This window comes from Rhodococcus sp. 008, assembly GCF_001682295.1.
In the GTDB taxonomy this organism is placed as follows: Bacteria; Actinomycetota; Actinomycetes; order Mycobacteriales; family Mycobacteriaceae; genus Rhodococcus_F; species Rhodococcus_F qingshengii.
The window spans coordinates 1,817,059-1,843,637 of sequence record NZ_CP012749.1; the positions used below are offsets into that span (position 1 = coordinate 1,817,059).

At 62.6% G+C, this 26,579-nt stretch carries 21 protein-coding genes and 1 pseudogene; 14 read left to right on the plus strand and 8 right to left on the minus strand.

The window, feature by feature from the left end; all coding sequences use genetic code 11:
* The first annotated feature begins 19 nt into the window (after positions 1-19).
* The 4 genes from AOT96_RS08605 to AOT96_RS08620 all read left to right on the plus strand — a co-directional run bounded on the left by AOT96_RS08605 (position 20) and on the right by AOT96_RS08620 (position 6,040).
* A complete protein-coding gene (locus tag AOT96_RS08605; RefSeq protein WP_065351579.1) occupies positions 20-1,792 on the plus strand; it encodes a sulfite reductase subunit alpha in 1,773 nt (590 codons plus the stop codon).
* 46 nt (positions 1,793-1,838) lie between these two features.
* Positions 1,839-2,732: a hypothetical protein gene (locus AOT96_RS08610; RefSeq protein WP_065352795.1), complete on the plus strand. Its 894-nt coding sequence runs from the start codon at positions 1,839-1,841 to the stop codon at positions 2,730-2,732.
* 129 nt (positions 2,733-2,861) lie between these two features.
* Positions 2,862-4,493 carry an ATP-binding cassette domain-containing protein gene (locus AOT96_RS08615; RefSeq protein WP_064687908.1) on the plus strand — a complete coding sequence of 544 codons (1,632 nt, stop codon included), beginning with the start codon at positions 2,862-2,864 and terminating at the stop codon, positions 4,491-4,493.
* Positions 4,493-6,040 carry an ATP-binding cassette domain-containing protein gene (locus AOT96_RS08620; protein WP_065351580.1) on the plus strand — a complete coding sequence of 516 codons (1,548 nt, stop codon included), beginning with the start codon at positions 4,493-4,495 and terminating at the stop codon, positions 6,038-6,040. Before AOT96_RS08615 ends, AOT96_RS08620 begins: the two co-directional genes overlap by 1 nt.
* An 11-nt stretch (positions 6,041-6,051) precedes the next feature.
* Here AOT96_RS08620 and AOT96_RS08625 read toward each other — a convergent pair whose 3' ends face one another.
* Both AOT96_RS08625 and AOT96_RS08630 read right to left on the minus strand, forming a co-directional pair.
* Positions 6,052-6,639: a sugar O-acetyltransferase gene (locus AOT96_RS08625; protein ID WP_037126297.1), complete on the minus strand. Its 588-nt coding sequence runs from the start codon at positions 6,637-6,639 to the stop codon at positions 6,052-6,054.
* A gap of 102 nt (positions 6,640-6,741) precedes the next feature.
* A complete protein-coding gene (locus tag AOT96_RS08630; protein WP_065352796.1) occupies positions 6,742-7,899 on the minus strand; it encodes an acetyl-CoA C-acetyltransferase in 1,158 nt (385 codons plus the stop codon).
* 651 nt (positions 7,900-8,550) lie between these two features.
* Here AOT96_RS08630 and AOT96_RS08635 point away from each other — a divergent pair.
* The gene (locus AOT96_RS08635) at positions 8,551-8,934 is read left to right on the plus strand and encodes a hypothetical protein (protein ID WP_065351581.1); all 384 of its coding nucleotides are present in this window, start codon (positions 8,551-8,553) and stop codon (positions 8,932-8,934) included.
* A gap of 96 nt (positions 8,935-9,030) precedes the next feature.
* Here AOT96_RS08635 and AOT96_RS08640 read toward each other — a convergent pair whose 3' ends face one another.
* Positions 9,031-10,116: an ABC transporter substrate-binding protein gene (locus AOT96_RS08640; RefSeq protein WP_065351582.1), complete on the minus strand. Its 1,086-nt coding sequence runs from the start codon at positions 10,114-10,116 to the stop codon at positions 9,031-9,033.
* A 54-nt stretch (positions 10,117-10,170) separates the two neighbouring features.
* On the minus strand, positions 10,171-11,001 hold the full coding sequence (locus AOT96_RS08645) for a siderophore-interacting protein (protein WP_065351583.1): 831 nt from the start codon (positions 10,999-11,001) through the stop codon (positions 10,171-10,173).
* Between the two features lie 173 nt (positions 11,002-11,174).
* Between AOT96_RS08645 and AOT96_RS08650 the strand changes: the two genes are divergently transcribed.
* The 3 genes from AOT96_RS08650 (at position 11,175) to AOT96_RS08660 (ending at position 14,640) form a co-directional block, all read left to right on the plus strand.
* Positions 11,175-12,758 carry a helix-turn-helix transcriptional regulator gene (locus AOT96_RS08650; RefSeq protein ID WP_065351584.1) on the plus strand — a complete coding sequence of 528 codons (1,584 nt, stop codon included), beginning with the start codon at positions 11,175-11,177 and terminating at the stop codon, positions 12,756-12,758.
* A gap of 157 nt (positions 12,759-12,915) precedes the next feature.
* A complete protein-coding gene (locus AOT96_RS08655; protein ID WP_065351585.1) occupies positions 12,916-14,031 on the plus strand; it encodes an agmatine deiminase family protein in 1,116 nt (371 codons plus the stop codon).
* Positions 14,032-14,067: 36 nt separating this feature from the next.
* Complete coding sequence (locus AOT96_RS08660; protein ID WP_007730294.1) at positions 14,068-14,640, plus strand: TetR/AcrR family transcriptional regulator; 573 nt, start codon at positions 14,068-14,070, stop codon at positions 14,638-14,640.
* A gap of 3 nt (positions 14,641-14,643) precedes the next feature.
* Here the strand turns inward: AOT96_RS08660 and AOT96_RS08665 are convergent, their stop codons facing one another.
* The gene (locus AOT96_RS08665; protein ID WP_058038401.1) at positions 14,644-15,300 is read right to left on the minus strand and encodes a TetR/AcrR family transcriptional regulator; all 657 of its coding nucleotides are present in this window, start codon (positions 15,298-15,300) and stop codon (positions 14,644-14,646) included.
* Positions 15,301-15,467: 167 nt separating this feature from the next.
* Here AOT96_RS08665 and AOT96_RS08670 point away from each other — a divergent pair, with 167 nt between their 5' ends.
* The 5 genes and pseudogenes from AOT96_RS08670 to AOT96_RS08690 all read left to right on the plus strand — a co-directional run bounded on the left by AOT96_RS08670 (position 15,468) and on the right by AOT96_RS08690 (position 22,459).
* Positions 15,468-16,856, plus strand: coding sequence for a flavin-containing monooxygenase (locus AOT96_RS08670; protein WP_007730290.1), 1,389 nt, complete (start codon positions 15,468-15,470; stop codon positions 16,854-16,856).
* A pseudogene (locus tag AOT96_RS08675) lies at positions 16,853-17,999 on the plus strand (serine hydrolase domain-containing protein). The gene AOT96_RS08670 and the pseudogene AOT96_RS08675 overlap by 4 nt, the downstream one beginning before the upstream one ends.
* Entirely contained in the window at positions 17,996-19,036 is a 1,041-nt protein-coding gene (locus AOT96_RS08680) for an NAD(P)-dependent alcohol dehydrogenase (RefSeq protein ID WP_065351586.1), read from the plus strand. The pseudogene AOT96_RS08675 and the gene AOT96_RS08680 overlap by 4 nt, the downstream one beginning before the upstream one ends.
* A 19-nt stretch (positions 19,037-19,055) precedes the next feature.
* Positions 19,056-20,717: a class I adenylate-forming enzyme family protein gene (locus tag AOT96_RS08685; protein ID WP_065351587.1), complete on the plus strand. Its 1,662-nt coding sequence runs from the start codon at positions 19,056-19,058 to the stop codon at positions 20,715-20,717.
* A complete protein-coding gene (locus AOT96_RS08690; protein WP_065351588.1) occupies positions 20,714-22,459 on the plus strand; it encodes an N-acyl-D-amino-acid deacylase family protein in 1,746 nt (581 codons plus the stop codon). The genes AOT96_RS08685 and AOT96_RS08690 overlap by 4 nt, the downstream gene beginning before the upstream one ends.
* Before the next feature lie 171 nt (positions 22,460-22,630).
* Here the strand turns inward: AOT96_RS08690 and AOT96_RS08695 are convergent, their stop codons facing one another.
* The gene (locus AOT96_RS08695; RefSeq protein ID WP_065351589.1) at positions 22,631-24,025 is read right to left on the minus strand and encodes an IS1380 family transposase; all 1,395 of its coding nucleotides are present in this window, start codon (positions 24,023-24,025) and stop codon (positions 22,631-22,633) included.
* Positions 24,026-24,201: 176 nt separating this feature from the next.
* On the opposite strand from AOT96_RS08695, the gene AOT96_RS08700 reads away from it, so the two are divergent.
* Positions 24,202-24,927, plus strand: coding sequence for an SDR family NAD(P)-dependent oxidoreductase (locus AOT96_RS08700; RefSeq protein ID WP_065351590.1), 726 nt, complete (start codon positions 24,202-24,204; stop codon positions 24,925-24,927).
* A 1-nt stretch (position 24,928) separates the two neighbouring features.
* Here AOT96_RS08700 and AOT96_RS08705 read toward each other — a convergent pair whose 3' ends face one another.
* The gene (locus tag AOT96_RS08705; RefSeq protein WP_019745891.1) at positions 24,929-25,408 is read right to left on the minus strand and encodes a carboxymuconolactone decarboxylase family protein; all 480 of its coding nucleotides are present in this window, start codon (positions 25,406-25,408) and stop codon (positions 24,929-24,931) included.
* Positions 25,405-26,529: an NAD(P)H-dependent amine dehydrogenase family protein gene (locus tag AOT96_RS08710; RefSeq protein ID WP_065351591.1), complete on the minus strand. Its 1,125-nt coding sequence runs from the start codon at positions 26,527-26,529 to the stop codon at positions 25,405-25,407. The genes AOT96_RS08705 and AOT96_RS08710 overlap by 4 nt, the downstream gene beginning before the upstream one ends.
* Positions 26,530-26,579: the final 50 nt, after the last annotated feature.

Consider the following 26,579-nt stretch of genomic DNA (forward strand, 5'->3'; position numbering starts at 1 on the left):
AACGTAGGTGAGCTTCAAAATGGAAATCCCGTACATCCCCGAATACGCACCGTTCAACGGCGACCAACGCGCGTGGCTTTCCGGATTCCTGGCCGGTCTACACTCACGAACTGTCATGCCCGGTCAAACCGGTGCTGCAACAGCGACAGTGGAGAGAACTGCCGGCGCAGCAGTGCACATCCTCTACGGAAGCCAGACCGGCAACGCGGAGTCCGTGGCCGAAGACGCGGCCGCAGCTGCTCGTGCCCACGGTCTCGAACCACTTGTCGCGAGTCTGGACACCGTGGATATCAATGCACTTTCCGCCATGCGCCGGGTGCTCGTCATCACCTCCACCTACGGCGAGGGCGAGATGCCCGACAACGCGCAGCTGTTCTGGGATGCAGTCGAATCCGAGAGCGCACCCAGATTGGACGGTCTCTACTTCGGCGTGCTCGCGCTCGGCGACACCAGCTACGACGGGTACTGCCAGTCGGGAAAGAACATCGACGCCCGCTTCGAAGCGCTCGGCGGGACCCGGGTTGTCGACCGCACCGATTGCGACGTCGACTACGAGGATCCGGCGGCCGAGTGGATCGTTCGGGCCGTCGCTGCGGTGGCCGGTGTCGACGGTGATGCGGGGGCCGCTGCCTCGCCGGTTGCGCCCGCTCCGACGAAGACCAAGTCCCAGTGGACTCGCAAGAACCCCTATCCTGCAACCGTCCTCGCCAACCGGCTGTTGTCCGGCGAGGACTCAGCCAAGGAAGTCCGCCACTTCACCTTTGCGCTCGGCGAGGACGGTCTGGACTACGAGGCCGGAGATGGATTGGGCATCCGCCCGATCAACGACCCCGCCCTCGTCGAGGCGATCATCCATCAGCTCGGTGTCAGCGGCGATTACGTGGTTACCGCGAAAGACGGCTCGTCCGCACCGTTGGACCAGGTGTTGACCAGCGACTACGAGATCTCCATTCCCTCGCGCGATTTGATCGAAGACATCGCCCGACGCAGCGGCGACGCCGAACTGCAGCACATTCTCGACACGGAAGATCGGGAAGCGCTCGATGCGTGGCTGTGGGGCAAGGACGTTCTCGATCTCCTCCAGTTGGACAACAGCATTCGCCTGAATCCCGAGGATCTGCTTACACTTCTTCGCCCGCTGCAACATCGGGTCTATTCGATCTCCTCCAGCCCGCTGGCCCACGACGGCACCGTCCATCTGACGGTAGCGAGTGTGCGCTACCGCTCGGGCGAGCGGGACCGCGGCGGCGTCTGCTCGACGTACCTGGCGGACCGCGTCGGCGAGGGCGATCGGGTCGGAGTTTTTGTCTCCAAGAATAATTCGTTCCGCCTACCCGCCGATGACGCTGTTCCCGTCGTGATGATCGGCCCCGGAACCGGCATCGCACCCTTCCGCGCTTTCCTGCACGAGCGTCGCGCGCGCAACGCGTCGGGGCAGAATTGGCTCTTCTTCGGCGATCAGCATCAGTCGAGCGACTTCATCTACGAGGACGAGTTGAACGGGCTGACCCGTGACGGTGTCCTGACTCGTCTCGATCTGGCCTTCTCGCGCGATCAGTCCGAGAAGATCTACGTTCAGACTCGCATGCGCGAGCAGGGCCGGGAGTTGTTCACCTGGCTCGAAAAGGGCGCCCACGTGTACGTCTGCGGCGACGCCACGCGGATGGCAAAGGACGTCGACGACGCGCTGCACGAGGTCGTCGCCGAGCACGGTGGGTTGGATGCGGACGCCGCTGAGGATTACGTCAACAACCTCAAACGATCGAAGCGGTACCTAAGGGATGTCTACTGAGATGTGCCCGCACCGTGGCGAATGCCGTTGCGCAGCTTTGGCACGCATGTCGGACCTGGACGCACTGCTTGCGCGTCCAGGGTTCCGTGGTGGACTGATCGACACGGCACCTGACGTAGTCGGCGAAATGTTGCCGCTCTTGGACGACGCCGTAGCAATCACCGTCGCAGGCCCGGTGGCTGTCAACGACTCGGGCAAGTACTCCGTTCCGACATTTCCCGGCGATCCGTTGGTCTGCGCGCCCGGGCTCGTCTCTCTGCGTTTGAACGTTGCCTCCCTCGGCTCGGTGGTGACCACTGAAGCAGAGCAGCACCTGCCGCCGACGCTCCGCATGTTCGACATCCACGGATCAAGTTCACACACCACGTATTTGACCCCGGCCTCGGATCGTCTCGCCTTCGAAGCGATGCGAACTGCGCCGAGCACTGCGAGGGAAACAAGCCCTCCCATCCAGACATCGAATACGCCCGCATTCTGGGCCCAGGCCGATCAGCTGACACAGCTCGACTTCATCCTCGCGGACGACGGCAGCGAACGTCGTAGCGGCCTGGTCGCTCTGGGCGCCCTCGGTTATCGGCGAGTCGATCCTCACCTCATGGCTGCCGGGATGGAGCACCTGTCCTACCACCAACTTCCCGTCACGACCGTCGTCGCCGGGAACGGATGCCTGCAGATCCACCGTGGTGACCTCGACGCCGCAGCCATGTTCGGGGGGACGCTGACTTTGGCGTCCGACACCTGCCGGACGATGATCGACCTGAATGGTGTCTCGGAGTGCTGGCTGACCCGCACCCACGGCGTTCACGGCCTGACCAGCTCGATCGAGATGTACGACTTCCGCCGCAAATGCGTGGCAGTCTTCACCCAAACGGGTCCAACCGAACCCGCAGTCATGGGCGTGTGGGAAGACGTCATGAGTTCCATCTCGGCCGCATCCTGACACCGACAGATGCTGTGCGAGTGTAAGAAATCGGCGTACGGCGATAACCACATGGAGCCATCGACCCCTAACCTTAGGTCTCGGTCATTTGTCGTGCCTGCACCCTGACGCTGATTCAAGGAGTTATCCATGCCCCGCCCTCTCGTCGAACCGTCGCTGGTCCCGGCCTTGCGCCCGGCGCTGCCTGCATTGGCTGCCGGGGTCGTCGCGGCCGCAGCGTCGGGGGTCGCGATGCTCGGGGCGCTCTGGTGCGTCGTGCAACTCATCGGTGAACCGTCGATGAGCTGGGCCGGGTGGGCATGTGCGCTATGGCTCGTGGGCGTCGCGCTCGCTGCCACATCGTCGTGGCTCTCGCACCACGCGGAATCGCTTTTCGAGGCAAGGGTTCGCCGCCAACTCGCAGCCCACCTCGTTCGCCTACCGGCAAGCACGCTGTCCCGCTACAGCGGAGACGCGCTGAGGAGGCTCGTTTCGGACGACATCTCGGCGCTGCACCATATGACTGCGCACCTACCGGCCGAGTTCGCCACACTCATCGTGGTCCCCGCGGTCACGATCGCGGCGTTGGTTGCCTCAGCCGGCCCCGTGGCGCTTCTCGCTCTGGCTCCCGGCATCGTGGCAGCTCTGTTCTACCTGGTCGTGATCCCCCGAATGGCCGCTCGGCACAGCGCCGAAAGTGCAGATGTCATGGGCGACATCGTGACTGCCGTGGACGACTATGCCCGCGGCATCCGCGTCTGCCGGATCTACGGCGCGCAGACCGGCGCTGCCGCCGACTATGCAGAATCGACAGCACGGTTCACCCGGGGAATGCAGGAGCGCGTTCGACTCGTGGCTACCCCTGCGGCCGTCGCCGTTGCCCTCATGCAGGCGACAGCGACGTTCGCGATCGCCTATGCCGTCGGATTTCACTGGGATGCAACGACGTTGGCCGCCACCATTCTCTTCAGCCTCGCAATCGTGACACCGGCCCTGCGACTCGGGCACGGCCTCGACTACGTCGCGGCTGGACGCTCTGCTGCGGTCCGGCTCGCCACTGCCCTGAACGAACCCACTCTCCCTGCCGGTGAAGCACTCACCGTTCCGGCGGCGAGTCCCTCCGACCACCTGGAGATCGTCGACCTGACTGTCACGATCACGGACCGCAGAGTCGTCGACGGCGTCACGCATGCATTCCGCCCAGCCGCGATCACTGCGATCACGGGACCGAGTGGAGCGGGCAAGTCGACGCTCCTGAAAGCATTGGCCGGCTTCGAGATCCCGGAACTGGGTACCGTCCGCTACGCAGGTCGTAGCATCACCGCGATCGACGAGAACCTGCGGCCACCGTCCGTTCTGCTCACACCCCAGGGCGCAGACGTGTTACCTGCCACGGTGCGCGAGAACATCGCGCTGGCCGCCCCCGATGCAACGGACGCGGAATACACCGCCGCACTACGCCGGGCACAGATCGACGTCAGCCTCGATGCCGACGCCACTTCACTCTCCGGAGGAGAACGTCAGCGCGTCGGGCTTGCTCGGGTGTTCCTCTCGCCCGCAGCAGTACTGCTGCTCGACGAGCCGACCAGTGCACTCGACGATCGCACGGCCGCCGAACTGCTGAAGGAATTGCGACACCTCGCACATGACGAAGGAAAGACGATTGTGATCGTCACCCACGACCCCGCTCTTGCAGACGATGCCGACGATCGACTCGACCTCGGCGGTCGAAACGTGAACGACGCTGCCTCGCACAGTGCAGCCCTGACTGGAGCCGAATAATGAACAGCGCCAATGTAGCCCGACGACGCTTGATCACCATCGGACTCGGTTGGGTGTCCGTCGCTGTCCTCGAGGCGATCGCGTACACCACCCTCGCGCTCTCGATCGCTGATCACCGGTCGCCGGTTCTCGTCCTGGCCACGGCCACCATCGCTCTATTCGTGACCGTCCTGGTCTCGCGGGGCGGTTACTTCACCGGGGCTCGACTCGTCGGCGATCTCTACGACGCTCTCGGCGATGCCTTCGCCCGTGCGAAACTGTCCTGGTTCACCGACGACAACCGGGCACTGCTCGCCACCGTCGCCGGGCGCGGGATCCCGTCGCTGATGAGTGTTCCCGCGCACCAACTTCAGACCTTCCTGGTTGCACCGCTGATCCCGCTGCTCCTGCTTCCTGGGATCGCGGTCGTCGCGGGGCCAGGTGTCATGCTGCTCGTCGGTGGACTGCTCGCCGTGTCGCTCGCCGCTCAGACGCTGGCCCAGCGTGCGCTCAGCCGAGCGGACGAGCGCCGACACGAAGCCGAGCTCGCAGCAACTCAGTCGACACTCGAACTCACCGATCATCTCGAATTACTGCGTACGGCAGCCGGTCCCACACGTTCCGTCGAACGAATCGAGCGAAGCTGGCGGAATCAGGAAGCCGCGCTTGCACGGACAAATCTCGCCGCGGCACCAGCGACATTCATCTCGGCGATCGCCACCATTGTGCCGTTGGCAGGTGCAGTGATTTTCCTCGCTGCCACCGGATTCGACGATCCCGCAGCCGCTCTCGCCCTCGTCATCCTCACCGCCCGCGCCGCTGCGCCGCTCGACGAACTCGCCCTGGCCGGAATCGGAGTCAACGAGCTGCGCGCAACGGTTCGCGACTACCGCACAGCGACTTCGGCTCCCGCACTGGCCGAGCCCGCACCCCGGGACGCCGCGCGCCCTGTTGGAACTGACATCGAGGTCGCCGGGGTAGACCACGCTCCGGTTCTGCGCGGCATCACCGCGAAGATCCCCGCGGGTGAGCGAGTTCTCGTCGCAGGACGCTCGGGTACGGGGAAAAGCACACTTCTCGGGCTGCTCATGCGCTTCGACGATCCTGACCAAGGCAGCGTCACTCTGGGCGGAGTTTCATTGCGCGACTTGCCCTACGACGCTCTGGCGGCACATATCGGCTACGTGCCGCAGGACCCACTCGTGTTCTCGGGCACCCTCGGGGAGAACATCGGACTTGGAAGACCGGGCGCTACCGAAACCGAGATCGAGGACGCCGCAAGGCGCGCTGCCCTCGGCGCCGTTCTCGACCGCTCGACGCTCGGCATTCATCAGGACATCGGACACCAGGGTGCCGCTCTCTCCGGTGGCGAACGTCAGCGGGTGGCGATCGCTCGCGCCTTCCTCAAAGACGCTCCCGTCCTGGTTCTCGACGAAGCCACCTCGGCCCTCGACGAGGCCACCGAGCGCCGTATCGCCGGCGCCGTGCGGGAACTGGCGGCCACCGTCTTCGTCGTCACCCACCGCGACCCCGCCATCTGGGAGCCCACCCGCACGATCACCCTCTGACATCGCATGCCCTAGTGCTCGCGTTGCAGTCCCTCAACTTCGGCAGGTGTCCGACGGATAACCCTTGCCGGCGATCCAGCAGCAACGACGTGATCAGGAATGTCATGCAAGACCACACTTCCCGCGCCGATCACGGCGTTGTGACCGATCGAAACTCCTGCACCGACAGTGACTGAGGCGCCGAGCCACGTGTTCTCACCGATGACGATCGGAGCAGCCCGCTCCCATCCCTCGCGGCGCCGTCGATGATCATCGACAGGGTGCAACGCTGTCATCAGCTGGGCTCCAGGCCCGATCCTCACGTCCGCGCCGATCGTGATCAGCGCATCATCCATGAAGAACCCGTTCGCGTTGACGAATGCGTTGGCTCCGAGCCGAATGTTGTGTCCGTAGCTGCATTGGAACCGCGGCACCACCAAAGCTCCGTCACCTACCTCACCAAAAAGGCTGGCGAGAGCCCGTGAGCGGACAGCGTCGTCGTCCGCCGCAGCCCCATTGAACGAGTCGAGTCGACGCCAACACTCCAGCCGCCGCTGCCTCAGCTCGTCATCATCGAGATACCACTCACCACGAGCAAGACGATCCGCCTGTTCTCCCACACTCGGATCGTCGCACACCGCGCCACGGCACCCCTGTTGGGCGCGTTGCACCCGACAAAGCGCTACAACAGAAGGTCTTCCATGCCGCCCAATTTCTCGAGCTCAGCTCAGCCGCTCGATGATGGTGACGTTCGCGGTCCCGCCACCCTCACACATGGTTTGGAGTCCGTACCGTCCATCAATGCGGTCCAACTCGTGCAACATCGTGGCGAACAACTTGGTGCCAGTGGCCCCAAGAGGGTGGCCCAGTGCGATTCCACCACCGTTGGGATTGACCCGGGAGGGATCTGCACCCGTCTCGATCAACCAGCTCAGAACTACCGAAGCGAATGCCTCGTTCATTTCTACGGTATCCATCTGGCCGATCGCCATGCCGGATTTCGCCAGTGCATACTTCGTCGCGGGTATCGGCGCCGAGAGCTGCAGCATCGGATCGTCGCCGCGCACGCTCATATGATGAATGCGCGCACGTGGCTTCAATCCATGAACCTCGAGCGCCTTCTCGGAGACGATCAGGGCCGCTGATGCGCCGTCACAGATCTGCGAAGCCACAGCAGCCGTCAGCAACGAGCCATCCCTCAATGCGGGCAGTGCAGCCATCTGCTCCATGGATGTCTCTCGTGGGCATTCGTCAACGACGCATTGGCCCAATGACACTGTCTCACGCTCGAATCGGCCGTCTGTGATGGCAGCACGGGCACGCTGATGCGATTGCAGTGCCCACTCCTCCATGTCCTCACGGCTGATACCCCATTTCTTGGCAATCAGGTCGGCGCCGACGAACTGTGAGATTTCGGCCTCGCCGAATCGTGCTGCCCACCCCCGGGACTTGCTGAAGGGCGTGTCGAATCCGTACTCGTTGCCGGCACGCATCGCCGCCGAGATAGGAATCGAGGACATGTTCTGCACACCGCCGACAAGCACCACATCTTGGGTCCCGCTCATGACCGCTTGCGCTGCGAAGTGGACGGCTTGCTGTGAAGATCCGCATTGTCTGTCGACTGTCGTTCCTGGGATGTCCAACGGTAGGCCTGCTGAAAGCCAGGCGGTGCGGGCAATGTTGCCCGATTGCGGCCCGATAGCGTCGACACAACCGAAGATCACATCGTCGACGGCCATCGGGTCCAGTCGAATGCGGTCGAGAATCGATGTGATCACGTGGGCCCCCATGTCCGCTGGGTGCTCTCCTGCGAGCGAGCCGTGCCGTTCACCCACCGGAGTGCGGAGCGCATCGACGACATAAGCCTGAGGTGCAACCATACGAACTCCTTCGAAATCGAGCTTTGTCGGGCTTTCGATGTCGCACACACTCTAGCGATCAAGCATTTGTTTGGTAGATGAAACGTGATTTCGAGACCCGCAGCCACCACCACAGGATTGGTCTCCGCACTTCTATCCAACGAAATCCACTGCTGTCGCAATCATTCGACAGTTAGAGGCTCGACCCCCAAACGCGGCTTGGCTGCCCACGCCGCAGACCCCTCACGCCAGCGTGAAACCGCAAAAGATGCGAGAACAGCTGCGGGAGTGCATCTTCGAGCGGAACGAGCGCATCATCCATATCCATTGCCTTCCCTGAGAAATCGTTCAGCCCGCCTTGCGAACAACACCAGCTTTGTCGAGCTACACCGCAAGCCGGCTGGCCGATGGCTGGAAAGTTAGTACTTTCGGTGGAGCCCAGCACGATTGGGCTATTCACCGCCCAATACAGGCTTCGTATACCGATACGCGTTGCAGGACAACGATTCTACAAACGGTCACGCACTCAGCGATTCATGAACCGCCGCTGGCTCGAAAACTGGATCCCCTTGCGGTAATTGCGCTCCGGGTAGAGCATGGGCACCACACCGTCTTCGATTACCGGAGGTTACCGTGACGAATCTCGTACGCCGACTATCTGCCTGCGTATCCATGGTGGCCGTATCGGTTCTCGCGCCCGCAGCCGTTGCCTCCGCTGCGGTCACCGTTCCGTTCCAAATCAACCCGGCGCCGTTCGGGAACCCAAACGGCAGCTTCGACGCACCCCCTGTCCACTGTGTGGCGGTAGTCGGCGAACAACCTGGCACGGTGACGATCACCGGCGCCAAAGACGAGCGGTGGGGTTGCATGCTTTCGACGGAAGTGCGCTGGATGAACCTCTCGACAGGAGCCTCCGGCTCCGGTCGGCTTTCTGGCGACAACCAAGTAACCCCGGGAGAGGCAACCCTGCAGACTGGAGCCGGGCAAGTTGCCGTCGCCATATTGCCTGCCGCCGGACCTGTCACCCCGGGTTTCGCAACCTTCTTCGTCCCATAGGCAACCCTCAAACCCGGGACACCTGCTGTACGAACGACCCGTCGCCACACAATCGTGTGGCGACGGGTGAGTGCTTTCCGTTCTGCAGTTGCGTGCCTACAGCTTCGCGCTGATGAGCGGCACGATATGTTCAGACGCCCACATCGTTCCGATCGGGCCACCGCTCGTGATTGCCCACAGAACGTCGCCGCCGTCGGCGGTGTGAGGAGGCAGGGCGACCCAACGACCGGAGGACACCGCTCCCAGCGCTTGGAAGAGCTTCCCGCCGGTCAGCTTGTCGAAATCCTCCTCGCTGCCGGCGGCACTGCGGCCGATCAGCAGGAAGTCCGCATCGATGTTCTCGAGAAGTTCCTCGCCGACAGTGCTTTGGGTGACGAACTCCTGTGCACGCGGGTTCTCGGCAAAACCGAGCTCGCCCAAGAAAGTTGCCGGCGCCGAGCCGGGCGCTGAAAGGTACTGCAACCCGTTGCCGGTTCCGTAGAAGATCGCCCAGGTTGCAGTCAAGCCAGTGAGTTCAGGGTTCTCCTGACGCACCTTCGCAAAGTATTGATCATGGTCGGTCACGATCTTTTCGGCTGCCTTCGAGAGGTCGAGTGTCTCGCCGAGTACGCGGATCGATTCCTTCCACGGCACGAGCATCCGCGACTTCGTGTCGGGGCTCGTCACCACCGGTGCGATGGAGGACAAACGTTCGTAGTAATCGCCCATCGACAAACCACCCAGGCCGTCGGCCCAGCCGACGGCGACGATGAGGTCAGGTTCGCTCGCGGCGATCGCTTCGACGGGAAGTGTGCCGCCCATCGCGAACTCGAAGGTGTCGAGATCCTCTGCGCCGTAAGGCAGCAAGTACGACTGGGAAGCCGACTCCTTGACCATCGACGAGGAGAGAACGGGTTTGACGCCGAGCGCGAGGAGCATTTCCGTGTCGACGGCATTGGGGACGATTGCGGCAACCCGCTCCGGGCGCTTCTCGAGAATACTTGTACCATATGGCGATTCCAGGGTCAGCGGGTAAGTAGTCGTTCCTTCCGCAGCGGGAAGGGCGTTCCCCTCCGAACCGGGAGTGGACGCCGTTTTCGAGTTTTCGGCCGAGGCCGAGCACCCGGACACAAGGAGCGCTGCGGCGAGCGCGGCCCCGATCAGTCCGATGATCCGTGATCGTCTGGTGCGCAGGACTGTCATTTCTGCCTTTCGGTGTTATCGAGCGCTTCGGTCTTACCGAGCGATGGAGCCGGGTCAGGAATCTGTGCGCACTGTGTCGCTGCGTTTCCAGTAGCCGGTGAAATCGATGTCGGTCTTCGCAATTCCTCGATCACGAATCAAACGACGCCGAAGCGAGCGAATCGTCGCCTGTTCGCCTGCAAGCCAAGCGAATACGCGTCCGTCAGGCCATTCGACTGCACTGACCGCGTCGAGCAACAAAGAAGTAGTGCCGGGCTCCGCCCCCTCGCGTGGCAACCACGTGACACTCACCCCGGGCAACTCGCGCACCGATTGAATGTGAGCCGAGTCCGCAATTTCGACGAACACATGCCCCCTGGCATCGGCAGGCAATTCCTCGAGCAGACGTGCGATCGCAGGTAGCGCCGTCTCGTCACCGACGACGAGCAGATACTCGCAATCTTCCGGGAGTCCCTGCGATACAGAGGGACCCGCGATGTGCATTCGGTCGCCCGGGCCGGCGTCGCGCGCCCAGGTGGTAGCAACTCCACCGCCGTGAACGACGAAATCGACGTCAAGTTCCCTTGTTCGCGGATCGTAACGGCGCACGGTGTACGCGCGGGCAAGTGGACGGCGTCCCGCTGCGAAAGTCACAGTGCCGTCGACTATCACCGGCAAGACCGGATCGGTTTCGCCAGGATAGGCGAACAACAATCGGAGGTCGTCGTCGAAGCCGGTGCTGACGAAGGCGGGCTCGGCAAAGCCGTCGGGGTTTGTGAAGGTGTCGAGCTGCGCTCCGGTGAGCGTCACTCTCCGCATGCCCGGCGTCACGTCTGTCACCCGACGTACCTCGAGTTCACGCAAGGTGACTGAGTACGCTGTTGTCGGACGGGTGTTTCGGGGCACGGAAAGACTCCTCGGAAGCGCACAGACGGGGGGGTTCGACCCACGCTCGATCACGGCGGAAGGGCCATTGAATAAAGCTAGCCTCCCCTAATCGGCTACGGTTATCCGTGCGTGCCGACTTCTTACACTCATCGGTGGCTGCGTGAGAAAGCATCTGAATCGGGAGGGCATACGTGGGACCACGGTTGGTGTTCTCCGCGGGCGAAGTCCCCGAGATCCCCGCGTCCCGACTCTCCTCGATCGCGAATGCACGTGAGCCACTGCTCTTCTGGGTACACACCGGACACGCGGAACTACAGATCGGCGACCGCACCCGCAGCGTGACCGCTGGGGCGGCAACCTGGGTGCCCGCGGGAATCGCCTACAGCATCCGAGTCGACCCGGGAGCGGTCGCGTTTCCCATTCCGATGCCCGCTGCCGACCTGCCGCCCACGTTGAACCGGATCATCGATTTCGAGATCCCGGCAGCCTGGCAGGACTGGCTCGTCCACCAGTTCGCGCACAACTTGGGATTTCTGCGCGGTGGGGCGACTGTGGGAGCCGGACTACTCGAGCTTGTCGCGGGGGCCCATTCCAACGACGCCGACGCTTCGGTGTCGTACGCCCCACCGAATTTGCCTCGCTCGGCCGAGACCCTCGAGATCGCTCGCACGCTTCTACGGACGCCAGCCGACGACACGGAGCTTTCCCAGTTCGCCCGGCAACTCAAGATCGGCGTCCGCACCCTGCAGCGCCGATTCACGGAGGAGACGGGGTTGCCTTTCGCGCGTTGGCGCACCTCGGCCCGGATCGCGGCAGCAATCGCATACCTGAACTCCGGCCGCGAAATCGGATGGACGGGTGGGCAGGTCGGATTCGCGACGCCCGCGGGATTCACCCGTGCCTTCCGTGAACACACCGGTGTGACACCCAGTGACTACACACGTGCAAACCAAGGCTCAGCGCCGATCCATGAGAACGAGACCTTGGCACAGAGCGTCGTACTCTTGTCCGAGGAAGGCGCCCACTCAGGCTCGGCGCCGATACCGCCGACGATTCCCGCAAGCGGAACGTGGGCCAGGGTCAACAACTTTCACGTCATCGTCTGGATCTACCGAGGCTCCGCCCGGGTCACTTTCGGCGACCGAACCTGGAATCTGAGGCGGGGCGACGCGATGTGGCTTCCCGCGGGAGTACGCAACAGCGTCGAGATCGCGGAGGGTTCGCTTCTACTTCCGCTCGGATCCCAGCCTGGCGACTCTCCCGTCACTGCACCGCCGCCACGAGTGCTGCACTTCGCGCGCGAAGCGGAGGCGTATCTGTTACACACGGTCGTTGCGAATTACACCCTTCTGCGCCCCGAAATCCATGACCCAGCGAGGATCTCGAGGCTGATCCGAAACAGCGCGGCGACGCGGACACCCGGCGGCCGAACCGATCCTGTCGAAACGATCCTTACCGCACTCCGCGCGGACCCCACCGATTCGCGCACGCTGCCGGAGTGGAGCGCTCGACTCGGCGTCGACGAGGGCCTGCTCCACAAACGCTTCGTAGCGGCCACCGGCCAGAGCTTCCCGCGCTGGCGCGGTCAGTTGCGGATGACCCTCGCCCGCGCTTATCTCGAGGAGGGCTTCTCGGCCGGAGATACCGCCCGTCGACTCGGCTACGCGCACGCGTCCGGATTCACCAAGGTCTTCATCGGTGCCCACGGCATGTCGCCCCGGGACTACCAGCGCCGCGGATGGCGGGGAACGGTCGAAGGACTCATCGACTCGTGACCTTCCGACGGATGAGTCCTTCGATCCGTCGTGTCGCCCGCCGAAACGGTCTCGAACTGGCACTACTTCCTTGACTAAATTTTCAGTCAAGATTTACGCTCCATGCAAGCAGGACGCGGACCGGGCGCGCACGCACACAGCACAAGGAGTCACCGCAATGCAAAGACGTCGGTTCATTCAGGCAGGCGCCGCTGCGCTCAGTGGCCTCTTTTTGGCAGGTTGCGGCGATTCCGACTCAGCCTCGCGCGGGAGCGATGGCAGCAACGATCTTCGCGAGTGGGTGATGCCGGAAGAGGGGGATCCGCACAAGCGCACCTGGATGGCGTTCGGTGCCAGCGAAGCGATCTGGGGAGCAGCCCTCCTGCCCGAGGTCCAGCGCAACCTCGCGACGATCGCGCAGACCATCGCGCAGTTCGAGCCCGTCTCGATGCTTGTTCGTTCCGAGGAACTGGACTTGGCTCGCTCCCTCGTCGGCCCATCGGTCGAACTGATCGCCGCGCCTCTCGACGACCTCTGGATGCGCGACACCGGCCCTGTATTCGTGAAAGGCAACGGGACCAAAGCGGGTATCGATTTCAACTTCAACGGTTGGGGCGAGAAGCAGGATTTTGATCAGGACGGCCAGGTCGCAGCTTTCGTTGCCGCCCGCGCGGGAGTCGAATCATTGCCTACCGACCTGATCCTCGAAGGCGGCGGCATCGAGGTCGACGGCGAAGGCACAGCCATCATCACCGAAAGCTGTGTACTCAACAACAACCGCAACCCGGGATGGTCGAAGTCGGACGTCGAAGCCGAACTCGGCCCCCTGCTCGGTCTCGACAAGATCATCTGGCTACCGGGAATCGCCGGCAAGGACATCACGGACGGCCACACGGACTTCTACGCCCGTTTCGCACGCCCAGGTGTCGTGGTCGCAGGCCTCGACACAGACCCGGAGTCGTTCGACCACGACGTGACCGCACGTCACCTCGAGATTCTCCAGAACGCGACCGACGCACGGGGACGGAAGCTGGAAGTGGTGGTCCTCGAGGCGCCGGTCGCGATCAGGCCCGACTTCGAATCGGACGATTTCGCAGCCGGATATATCAACTTCTACGTATGCAATGGGGCGGTCATCGCACCCGAGTTCGGTGACCCCGAGGCCGACCAGGCCGCCAGAAGTGAATTGGAGCGCCTCTTCCCCGACCGCCGTGTCGTGCAGATCAACATCGACGCCATCGCCGCGGGTGGTGGCGGCATTCACTGCACCACCCAGCAGGAACCCGCGGACTAGAAACCTGTCCCGACCACCCTCGTAGAATTCGGACTCGTGTCGAACCGCCAAACGCAAATCTTGGAAGCAGCAGTCCGCGTCATTGCCCAACACGGCGTACGCGGGCTGAGGGTGGAGACGCTCGCTGCCGAGGCCGGAGTGTCGACGGCACTCATCTACTACCACTTCCAGAACCGTGCAGGTGTGCTGCGCCGGGCCCTCGATCACATCAACGATCGCGCCGCGCTGTACACCGAAAGCGCCTTCACGGAGACAGACCCTCGTGCGCAGCTCGAGCAGATGCTCCTGCTGGAGTTTCAGAATGCCCCGAAGATTCGAGAGAACAGCATCGCCTGGGGTGAACTCCGAGCAAGCGCAGTCTTCGCCGACGAACTGCGCGAACCGCTACGCACCACGACGCAAGAGTGGGCAGACGACGTCGAATCCTTGATCCGCCAAGCGCAGGACGCCGGACTCGCTGACCCGAAGGCAAGCCCGGCCGACGCCGCCGAGCGACTCACCGCCCTGGTCGAGGGTTTGAGTGAGCGCTGGCTGAGCGGCTCGATCCCCATCGAACGAGCCAGAGAACTGCTCACCGGCGCGATCAGTGTGGAGATCGATCCGAGCTAGCCTCTACCGCTCGCCGACGCCCTTCGATTCCGGAGACAGAGCCGGGAACCAGATGTCGGTCAGAACTTCGGCGGCCTGAATCCGCGTCACATCGATTGTCCCCTGCACGGCCCAGCGTGTGAAGAATCGCTCCAACTGACTCACGAGCAGTTCGACGCGCAACCGTGCCTCGTCGTGCTGTTCCTCCGGCCAACGGCCCAGGTACTTGGGCATGGCATTCGGTAGTTGGGTCATACCGTCTCGCGCTGTCTCGCGGAACTCCGGTTCGAGTGCCACGGCCTCGTCCCAGGCCGGCAGCAGGCGTTTGTTCTCGTCGAACCAGTCGAAGGCACGCTCCAGCCAAGCCGTGAATTCCACGCGAGAGTTCGTGTCGAGAACCCGATCGAGATCGATGTAGAAAGCGAACGCACTCGCCGCCATCCCGGCCGCGCCGATCGTCTTGAGCATCTCCACCTTGCTGGCGAAATGCACGTAGAACGTGGCTCGACTGCATCCGACGACCGAGGCGATGTCGTCGACCGTGACAGCCGCGTATCCCCGTTCCTCGAACAGAGTGCGTGCGGCGTCCACGAGTTTGGCCCGCGTCGCGCGTTTCTGCTCGTCGCGAAGTGTTCCCCGCCTGTTCTTCGGGCCGTCCGTAGTCGTGCTCACGTCGCCCACCTTGCTCGCATTTCAACCTCCTGGCAAATCACCGACTCGCCGTCACCAAAAAACATTGCGTCATTCATTGACACAACGTCAGCGAATGGCGCACTATGACTCAAGTCACTTCTCGGGCTTCGATTCTTCTTCTCGCACGCCCGAGACAGAACAGAAAGCGATGGCGAATGAGCCCCTCCCCCTTGCCGAGCGTGTGCATCATCGGCGCCGGGCCTACCGGAATCACGACGGCCAAGCGAATGAAGGAATTCGGAATACCCTTCGACTGCTACGAAGCGTCCGACGAGGTCGGCGGAAACTGGTACTACAAGAATCCCAACGGGATGTCGGCCTGCTACCAGAGCCTGCACATCGACACGTCGAAGTGGCGCTTGGCATTCGAGGACTTCCCGGTCTCCGCTGACCTTCCCGACTTCCCGCACCACTCCGAACTCTTCCAGTACTTCAAGGACTACGTCGAGCACTTCGGACTGCGTGAGTCGATCATCTTCAACACCAGTGTTGTTGCAGCAGAACGTGATACAGACGGGCTGTGGACCATCACGCGCTCGGACGGCGAAGTTCGCACCTACGACGTCCTGATGGTCTGCAACGGACATCATTGGGATCCCAACATCCCGGACTACCCAGGCGAGTTCGACGGGGTCCTCATGCACAGCCACAGCTACAACGACCCGTTCGACCCGGTCGACATGCGCGGCAAGAAAGTAGTCGTGGTCGGAATGGGGAACTCCGGCTTGGACATTGCTTCCGAACTGGGGCAGAGATACCTCGCCGACAAGCTCATCGTCTCGGCGCGCCGCGGCGTGTGGGTGTTGCCGAAATACCTGGGCGGCGTGCCGGGAGACAAACTGATCACCCCGCCCTGGATGCCGCGTGGTCTACGACTGTTCCTGAGTCGTCGATTCCTCGGCAAGAACCTGGGAACCATGGAGGGCTACGGTCTGCCGAAGCCGGACCACCGCCCCTTCGAGGCCCACCCCTCGGCCAGCGGCGAGTTCCTCGGACGCGCCGGCTCAGGCGACATAACCTTCAAGCCTGCCATCACCAAACTCGACGGAAAGCAGGTTCACTTCGCGGACGGCACCGCCGAGGACGTCGACGTGGTCATCTGCGCCACCGGCTACAACATCAGCTTCCCCTTCTTCAGTGATCCGAATCTGCTGCCGGACAAAGACAACCGATTCCCACTGTTCAAACGAATGATGAAGCCCGGAATCGACAACCTCTTCTTCATGGGACTCGCGCAGCCCATGCCGACGCTCGTCAACTTCGCCGAGCAGCAGAGCAAGCTCGTCGCGGCCTACCTCACCGGTAAATACCAACTGCCGTCCGCGAACGAGATGCAGGAGATCACCAAAGCCGACGAGGCGTACTTCCTCGCCCCCTATTACAAGTCACCACGCCACACGATTCAGCTCGAGTTCGATCCCTACGTCCGCAACATGAACAAGGAAATCGCCAAGGGCACCAAGCGTGCTGCGGCCTCCGGAAACAAGCTACCTGTTGCCGCGCGTGCAGCAGCACATGAACTCGAGAAGGCGGATCGCGCATGAGTGTGGTGAACGGTCACTGCGACAACGAGTTCGACGCCGTCCGAGCGGCTTTCGAGGCTCAACTCGAATCCGGTGAAGAACTCGGCGGCTCCGTTGCCATCACCGTCGACGGAGAATCCGTGGTCGATCTCTGGGGCGGGTACGCCGACGAATCCCGTACCACTCCATGGGGCAGCGACACCATCGTCAACACGTTCTCCATCACCAAGACCATGACGGCCCTGTGTGCGCTCCTGCTGGTCGAACGCGGCCAATTGGACGTGTACCAGAAAGTTGCTCACTACTGGCCCGAATTTGCGGCAAACGGTAAGGAAGACATCGAAGTTCGCCACCTCCTGTCGCATACGTCTGGCGTCTCCGGTTGGGAGCGCCCGATCGAACTGACGGACATCTACGACCTCGAGGCGTCCACCGCTCGCCTCGCTACCCAGAAGCCTTGGTGGACCCCGGGTACGGCGTCGGGCTATCACGCGATCAACTACGGCCATCTCGTCGGTGAGGTCATTCGTCGCATCGACGGGCGAACTCTCGGCAGGTTCTTTGCCGAAGAGCTTTCCGGTCCACTGGGAGCCGACTTCCATATCGGCACGTCCGCAGAGCATTTCGGTCGAATCGCCACCATGGTTCCGCCGCCCGCGTTGGAGTTCGACCTGTCCACGCTCGACCAGGACAGCATCTTCATCAAGACCCTGACCTGCCCACTGCTCGACTACCCCGAGGTCAACACCGCACCCTGGCGGGAAGCCGAGATCGGCGCAGTCAACGGCCACGGCAACGCACGTTCTATCGCTCGGGTCCAATCCCTGATCTCGAACGGTGGTGTGCTCGACGGCCGGAAGCTGCTCTCGCAGAGCACCATCGACCTGATCTTTCGAGATCCAAGCCGACGGTATCGATCTCGGGATCATGACACCACTCAAGTTCGGCATCGGCTACGGACTGCCACATCCGGTTACCGCGCCACTGATTCCCGACGGACGCACCTGCTGGTGGGCAGGTATCGGCGGCTCGATGCTGGTCAACGATCTGGACCGACGGATGACCTTCGCCTACGTCATGAACAAGATGGCACCGGGCCTGATCGGATCCGACCGCAGCAACGCGTACCTGAGCGCCGCATACAACTCCGAGGTCAGCTCATGAAGGCAGCCCAGCTCATGGGGCCCGGGCTCCTGGAAATCAACGACGTGCCGGTCCCGGAGGTCGGCCCGTCGGAACTACTGATTCGGGTGGGCGCAGCGGGAATCTGCCACTCCGATCTCCATCTCCTGCACTTTCCGTACAAGATGCGCGAAGAACCGCTGACTATCGGCCACGAAATTGCCGGAACGATCGAAGCCGTCGGGAGTGGCGTCGACGGCCGTTCCGTCGGAGAGCGTGGCGTCGTCTACCTCTGTTGGTCATGTGGACAGTGCCGAGAATGCATGAGCGGCAACGAGAATATGTGCCTCGCCGCTGGACGCACCGCGATGCCGCCCTGCCCCGGACTCGGCCCTGAGGGCGGGATGGCCGAGTACGTCAAGATCCCGGCTCGCTCCTTCGTACCCATCGGCGACCTCGACTTCCTGCAGGCCGCACCACTCGCCGATGCAGCGCTGACGAGCTACCACGCCATTCGCGGTGCCCGCGAACATCTCCAGCCCGGTGCCACCGCCGTCGTGATCGGCGTCGGCGGACTCGGTCACGTTGCAGTACAGATACTTCGCGCAATCAGTGCCGTGCGCATCATCGCCGTCGATGTCGGACAGGATCAACTCGATCTCGCCAAATGTTGCGGCGCCGACATCACGCTCGAATCGGGACCGGACACCGCGCAGCACATCCTCGACCTCACATCGGCCAGAGGCGCAGAAGTCATCTTCGACTTCGTCGGTATCGACGCAACTGCACAGATGTCCGTTCAAGCGGTTGCGCCGAACGGCGCGTATCGCATGGTAGGTCTCGGAGGCGGAAACCCCGGAATCACTGCCGAAGCTGCCGGCGGACCAGGCTGGCCGTGGGGCGCATCGATCCGGAAGTCCTACGGCGGCACCAGAAACGACCTCGTCGATTCCATCGCCCTGGCACAGGCCGGTCTGGTAACGGTAGAAGTAGCCCGCTTCGACCTCGCTGATGCCCGCGACGCACTCGACCGTCTCGAACACGGCAAGGTCACCGGACGCGCAGTGCTCGTACCCTAATCTTCGAAAGGCACTTCACGTGACTACTTCCGCTGATACACAAGCATTCATCGCGTCCGTCATGGCCGGGCTGACCGGCCCCGGTGGTCCTTTCGAGATGCAAGTCGAGGATGTACTGGGCAGTTCGATGCCCGTCATGAAGAACCGCGACAAGGCACTCGGCGACGTGCTCGCTGCATCCTTCGACTACGGATCACGCGACTATCTGGTGACCAAGGACCGACGCTTCAGCTACCTCGAGCACGGCGAGGCCGTAGCAGCATTGGCGACGGCGCTGCGCGAGCGGTACGGCGTCCGCAAGGGTGATCGGGTCGGCATACTTGCTGCCAATACGCCGGAATGGGTGATGACCTTCTGGGCGGCTCAGTCCCTCGGTGCCATCGCCGTCGGATTCAACTCGTGGTGGGTGGCCCGCGAGGTGGCGTACGGCATCGATCACACCACCCCCACAGTGGTGATCGCCGACGCCAAACGCGCGCAGATTCTTTCCGAACTGAACACCGATGTTCCCGTACTCACGATGGAAGAAGATCTACCTACCTTGATGGAGAAGTATTCGGGATCGACACTGCCCCGTACTTCCGTCAACGAGGACGATCCGGCCGGCATCCTGTACACGAGCGGAACCAGTGGCCGCCCCAAGGGGGCTGTTCACAGTCACCGAAACGTGTTGGCCGTCATCGACTACCACCGCTACAGCGATCGCCTCGCTGCGGCGTTCACCGGCAAACCCAGCGACGGCCGACCGAGTGACTTGCGGTATCTGCTGACCGCGCCGCTGTTTCACATTGCAAGCCTGCATAACCTGGCGATCCCACGACTCGCGACGGGCGGAGCGGTGGTCATCCATCAGGGCGCCTTCGACGTCGACGAAGTCCTTTCCCTCGTCGAACGCGAGAAGGTCACAAACTGGGCGGTGGTCCCCACCATGGCAACCCGTCTCCTCGAGTACGGCAGTCTCGAGAAGTACGACCTGACCTCACTGAGCGCCTTTGCGCTCGCGTCTGCGCCGTCATCTCCGGCCTTGCAGGACCGACTGCGCGCACGACTGCCTTTTGCGCAGCACACCTTGGTCGACAGCTACGGGCTCACCGAATCCTCCACCGGCATTTCAGTTGCCACACCACCGGAACTTGCCGCGTTCCCCGGAACTCTCGGCCGGCCGATCATCGGGGTGAGCGTGGAGGTGCGCGACCCCTTCGGTGTTGCAGTCCCCGACGGCGAGGAAGGTGAGATCTGTGCGCGCAGCGCCTATGTGATGTTGGGGTACTGGAACGACGAGACCGCGACTGCAGCCGCTATCGGTCCTGATCGATGGCTCCGAACCGGCGACTTCGGAGTGTTCGAGGACGGCCGGCTCCGTCTGACGGGTCGCCGGTCCGATCTGATCCTGCGCGGCGGCGAGAACGTCTACCCTCTCGAAATCGAGCAGACCATCGACGAGCATCCCGCCGTACTCGAATGCGCTGTGATCGGCATTGATTCGGCAGACCTCGGCCAAGAAGTTGCAGCCGTCGTCGTTTTGCGGAGTGAGGGAGCCGCCGGCGAAGAAGAACTACGCGACTACGTCGCCGAACGACTGGCTTACTTCAAGGTGCCGGTGAAGTGGAAACTGAGCACAACTCCTCTGCCCCGCAATGCAACCGGAAAAACGATACGTGCAAAGGTGGTTCTCTCATGACCTACGACGCCGTGATCAACAACGGTCTGTGGTTCGACGGCACCGGGGCCAAACCAGCTGTCCGCAATCTGGGTATCCGCGATGGGTTGGTTACTGCCATCTCCCTCGATCCACTCGACGAAACCGACTGTCCCCGTGTCATCGACGCGAGACGCAAGTGGGTGATCCCGGGCATCGTGGACATCCACACTCACTACGACGTCGAGATCCTCGAAGGCCCGGCGCTGAGCGAATCTCTCAGACACGGGGTCACGTCGATCTTTGTCGGATCGTGTTCCCTGTCCACCATTCACGCCAGCCCCTCCGACGCGGGTGATCTCTTCGGCAGAGTAGAGGCAATTCCGCGTAAGCACGTCGTCGACGCACTCAACCGTGCCAAGACCTGGAACTCTGCGAGCGAGTATGTTGCTGCACTAGAGGCGCTTCCGCTAGGTCCCAACGTTGCAGCCTTCATCGGACACTCCGATATGCGGGCCGCCGAGATGGGACTGGATCGTGCTACCAGGAAGGACGTCCATCCCACAGACGCCGAACTCGCGTCGATGGAAGCACAGTTGACCGAAGCTCTCGACGCAGGATTCGTCGGGATGTCCAGTCAGCAATTGTTGTTCGACAAACTCGACGGCGAGACCTGCCGCTCACGCACGCTGCCGTCGACGTATGCAACCACGAAAGAACGACGCCGACTCAATGCGATCCTGCGCCGTCGGGGACGGGTATTTCAGGCCGGACCTGACCTCTCCAACCCGATGAGTACCGGAGCGATGGCGTTCTCCAGCGCGGGTATCTGGCGTAAGCGACTCAAGACGAGCATGCTTTCGGCGGCCGACATCAAGTCCAACAAGTTGGCCGTGGTGATACTCGGCCCACTGGCACACTTGGTCAATCGACTCGGCGGCGACCTGCGCTGGCAGCACCTGCCAGTTCCCTTCGAGGTATATGCCGACGGCATCGACCTGGTTGTCTTCGAGGAGTTCGGATCTGGCGCTGCAGCACTGCATCTGACCGACGAGATGGAACGCAACGTCCTCATGCAGAGCGAGGATTACCGTCGACAATTCCGCAAGGACTACGACCAGAAGTTCGGTGTCAAAGTTTGGCATCGCGATTTCTTCGACGCCGAGATCGTGTCCTGCCCCGACGAATCCCTGGTCGGCAAGAGCTTCGGGCAGGTCGGCGTCGAACGTGGCGGCCTCCACCCTGTCGATGCATTCCTGGATCTGGTCCTCGAACACGGCACGAAAGTGCGTTGGCGCACAACCATCTCGAACCACCGGCCGGAGGTTTTGGACAAGTTCGCCCAGGACAATGGCGTCCAACTCGGGTTCTCCGACGCCGGAGCGCATTTGCGCAACATGGCGTTCTACAACTTCGGCTTACGCCTACTACGACGTGTCTACGATGCCCAAAAGGTCGGCCGTCCGTTCATGACCGTCGAGGCAGCGGTGCATCGTCTCACCGGTGAACTCGCCGAGTGGTACGACGTCGATGCCGGGCACCTTCGATTAGGTGATCGCGCCGACCTGGTTGTGATCGATCCCGCTCATCTCGACGATTCGCTCGACGCGTACGCGGAAAGCCCGGTTGTGGAGTACGACAACCTCTCCCGCATGGTCAATCGCAACGACCAGACCGTCACCGCAGTGTTCGTCGGCGGCGAGTACGTCTTCGGCGACGGAGAAGCAGCACCCGTTCTCGGCAACCGCCGAACCGGAAAGTTCTTGAAAGCAGGTGCCCATTAACCTCAATCTTGCGTGAGAAGCCGCTGCCGGGCTGATCGGTTCGCCGATGGTGTTTCTCGGCCCGAATCAGTATCCGGATGTGACAGACCGACCCGTGTGCAGTCGGGATGCTGCCGGATTCCACTTTCCGGATTTGTGTTCTTTCCGCTCGTTCCAACAGGATTCGCCGGTTCAGGTCGGTGCCGGCAACGCGTCGAGTCTGGCCAACGCCGAGGCGACAAGATTGGACCACGGCGCCTTCCGAGACAGCCGCAGACGTGTTTTTCGTGCGTGCCGGGCGATGCGCCCGGCAATCGAAAACAGTCGTAGGCGTAGTCGTTTCGGCTCCCACCGGCGTGCGTCACTGCTGGTCAGCGCTAGCATTTGCATCCAGGCCGTCAGCTCGGCGGCGAGGGTGACGATCGCCAACCAGATCTGATTCTGGGCGAACCCGTGCAGGGGGAGGTTCGTCAGGCCCGTGTCCTTGGCGGTTCGGATTCGGTCTTCACAGCGGGCCCGGCGGCGGTGCCGTAGTTCCAAGGTTTGCAGGCTCCCGACAGAAGTGTTGGTCACGAATGCGGTCAGTCGCAGACCATTTCGGTCGGTGAACCGCAGTTGAGCGCCGGGGTGAGGTCGTTCTTTTCTGACGATGAGCCGCATTCCTGCAGGCCAGCCCGACAACTGGACGAGGCCGGTCAGTTCCGCGACCCAGGCGCCGTCGCGGATGCCGCCGCTCGAATCGAGAGCCGGCATCCACAAGTCGTCGGGAATGTCGTCGACTGTTTCGGCCATCGCGTCGGTCAAGGTGAACCCGACTGAATACGACAGCTTTCGGGCGGTCAAATATTGGAGGAACGCATGAGTGCCGCCGGCGCCGTCGGTGCGGATCAGTATCTTCTTTCCGACCGCACCGGATGTTCGGAACGGCAACTGTACCAACGCTTGCCTGGTCACAGTGATGTGGTCGACGGCGGTATTCGATCCGGCGTTTCCGGGCCGAAGGAGGAAACTCAAGGGTTCGCCGGTGCCGTGTTCTCCGTGGTCGACGAACGCCAACAGTGGATGGAAACCGAAGCCTCGCTTGAAGTTCGGTGCTGTGTTTTCTTTCTCTGAATGTGCGGTCACTAGGGTGGCATCGAGGTCGATGATCAGTGGTCGCTGCGCATCGATGTGGTGATCGGGTGCGTGTTCACCGGCGTAGGACCATGCAGTTTTTCGGGCTGCGGCGCGGGCGGAGTTGATCGCGGACAATGCGGCCGGTCCGTCGGCTGCGAGACCTGTGATCAGCCGGGAAACCGTCGAATCGGATGCAACCGGGCCGAACACGGCGGGTTGTTCGCGCAGGGTTGCGATGTCTGCGAGGCAGTCACCACCGACTGCGAGGGAGAGCGCGAGGTCAAGAATGATCTTGCCCGGATTGTGTTGGGCGGCGGGTTTGCGCCACGGTGACAAAGCTTCGGACAAAGATGTGGTCAGACCGGTTTTTTCGGCGGTGCGGATCAAGATGATCGCTCCGGCTTGTGACACGAGAGCGCTGCCGGCGGTGTCGACGGAGAGTTTCGGGTACGAGGAAGTAGACTTACTCACCAGATTGGTGCTCCTTGTTTCTGGAATTTTTCAACTGTCGCAAGTCGAATTATCCCAGGTAAGGGCACCAATCTCTTTTGGTGACACGGGTTTACCGCAAATTACCGTGAAAGCCCGAGGTTAACACGTCCAGATTTGCCGGGAAAACAGCAGTCGTCACTGGAGCAGCATCAGGTATCGGTGCAGCCATCGCACTAAGGCTTATCGACGAAGGCGCACAGGTAGCTGGAATCGACATCGCTGCAGAGGGTTTGAAAGAGATAGCCTCCCAGCACGGCGGGGCCTTCCTCGCCGTTCCCACTGACGTCACCAAGGAATCCGATGTTGCCGAGGCCCTTGCCGCGGCGGCGGCGGAATTCGGCGGTATCGATCTGGCTTTCAACGTTGCCGGTGCGTCGAGGGTGGGGCAGATCGTCGACCTCGAGGAGGCCGACTGCGATTTCACGATCGACCTGGTTCAGAAGGGCGTCTTCCTCTGCACCAAACATGAAGCGCGGCATATCCGAGAGCACGGTCGCGGTGGTGCGATAGTCAACGTGTCCTCATTGAACGCGCACGTGCCGAGCCCCTACGGGAGCGCGTACGCGACAGGCAAGGCCGGGGTCGAGATGTTCAGCAAGAATGCCGCGATCGAACTCGCTGCGTCGGGGATCCGGGTCAATGCCGTTCTACCCGGCCTGGTCGACACGCCACTGGTCGCGCCGGTCATGAACTACGAACCCGCCCGCGACATGTTTCTCAGCCGAATCCCCATGTCCCGAGCGGCAACTCCCGACGAGATCGCGGGCCCCTGCCTCTATCTCGCCAGCGACGACGCCTCGTACATCACCGGAACCAGTCTGGTCGTCGACGGCGGCTGGGAGGTCTCGAACTACCCGGATCTGACGACGCTGGGCAACTAGTTCAGTTACCGGGCAACACACATTGAGTATCGAGGCCGAGGACGTGGTTGAGCCGGCCGAAGGCCAACCACGATCCGAGGCACATGCTCAACTCGACGATTTCTCGCTGGGAATAGTGAGCGGTCATGCGTTCCCAGAACTCGTCGTCGAGCCCGTGGTGGTCGAGGGCGTATCTCTCGGCGTATTCGGCAGCGAGGCGTGTCCTGTCGTCGAAGGCATCGGTGGTGCGCCAGTCGGTGACAGCCTGATCGAACGTCGACTCCACAGTCTCGCCGTCACGCTCGGTGCGCCAGTCCTGACAGAAGATGCACCCGTTGATCTGAGCGATCCGAAGCCTGGCCGCCTCGAACTCGCGGAGTCCGAGAGTGCCGTCCGTGTAGACCTTTTGGGAGAACCCGGCGGCCGCGGGTCCGATGCCGGGGACCATCTCTCCCCACACGTAGCCGATCGGATTCTTGCCTTCGGGTATGTCGATATTCATGTGAGTACCTCCGAGTTTCGGGCACCGAGCTTGCCGACGCCGGGTGTGAGCGGAACGTCCAGCGCGTCGTAAAGACCGGGTTCAGCCTGACGTAGCCAGGGAATTGCGTTGACGAGACGTCCTACGGCCGTGGCATTTCCACCGGCCGCGCGATTTCCACCTTCATCGGTGGCTTCGACGTTGATCTCGATTCGTGGTCGTCCTTCGACGATCATCTTGTGCGCGCCGTCGCCGCCGTCGGGCGGGAGCGGCCAGTCGCGGGCACAGGACGGATGAATACGCGTGACGTGTTCGATCACGATCAGGGGTTCCCCGCCGACGATTCCCTGAACCTCGAATCGCAGTGCGCCTTGGGTGCCGGCCGCGAACTCCCCCATATGTTCGGTCGACACGGTTTCCTCGAGCGGGCGGCGCAGCAAGGTCTCGCGGATCTCGTCGAGTTCCACCCCGAGTGCCCGGGCGATGAGCCGAATCTGCCCGCCCCAGACCATGGTGGGTACGGTCGGCGCGACCATGGGAGGTTCGTAGTCCATCGGCTGACCCATCCCGATCAGGTAGCGGACAGAATCCGGCTGTTCGTAGGTCGTGTAGTCGAAGATTTCCTGACACCGGATCTGGTCGATTGTCCCCGCGAGCCCGCTGACGAGAATCGGCAGGATGTCGTTGCCCCAGCCTGGGTCGATACCGGAGACGAACAGAGCGCCGCCGCCCGCCTTGGCAGCAGCTTCGACGGGATCACGAAGTTCGGGAGGCGCAGATTTCGGGTCGTACAGCGCATATACGGACGGCGTGACCACCACAGCTCCGGCGGCCAGTGCCCGCGTGATGTCGGCAACCGCGTCGTCGGGCCGGATGTCGCCGGACGCCGCGTAGACCACCGCGCCGGGAGACGCTGCGAGCACGGCATCGGCGTCGTCGGTAGCCGCGACGCCCAGGTGCACTCCCAGATCGGCGAGGTCACCGGCGTCTCGCCCGACCTTCTCGGGGTTCGCAACGATGACGCCGACAAGTTCGAGGGCCGGATTGGCTGTCACAGCGCGAATCGATGCACGCCCGACGTTGCCGGTACCCCACACGACAGTCGGAATCTTGGACTCGGCTTCATTCGAAACTGCACCCATCAATCGGACATTACCCAGCTCAGCGAGTCAGGTCAGCAGAACTGCAAGAA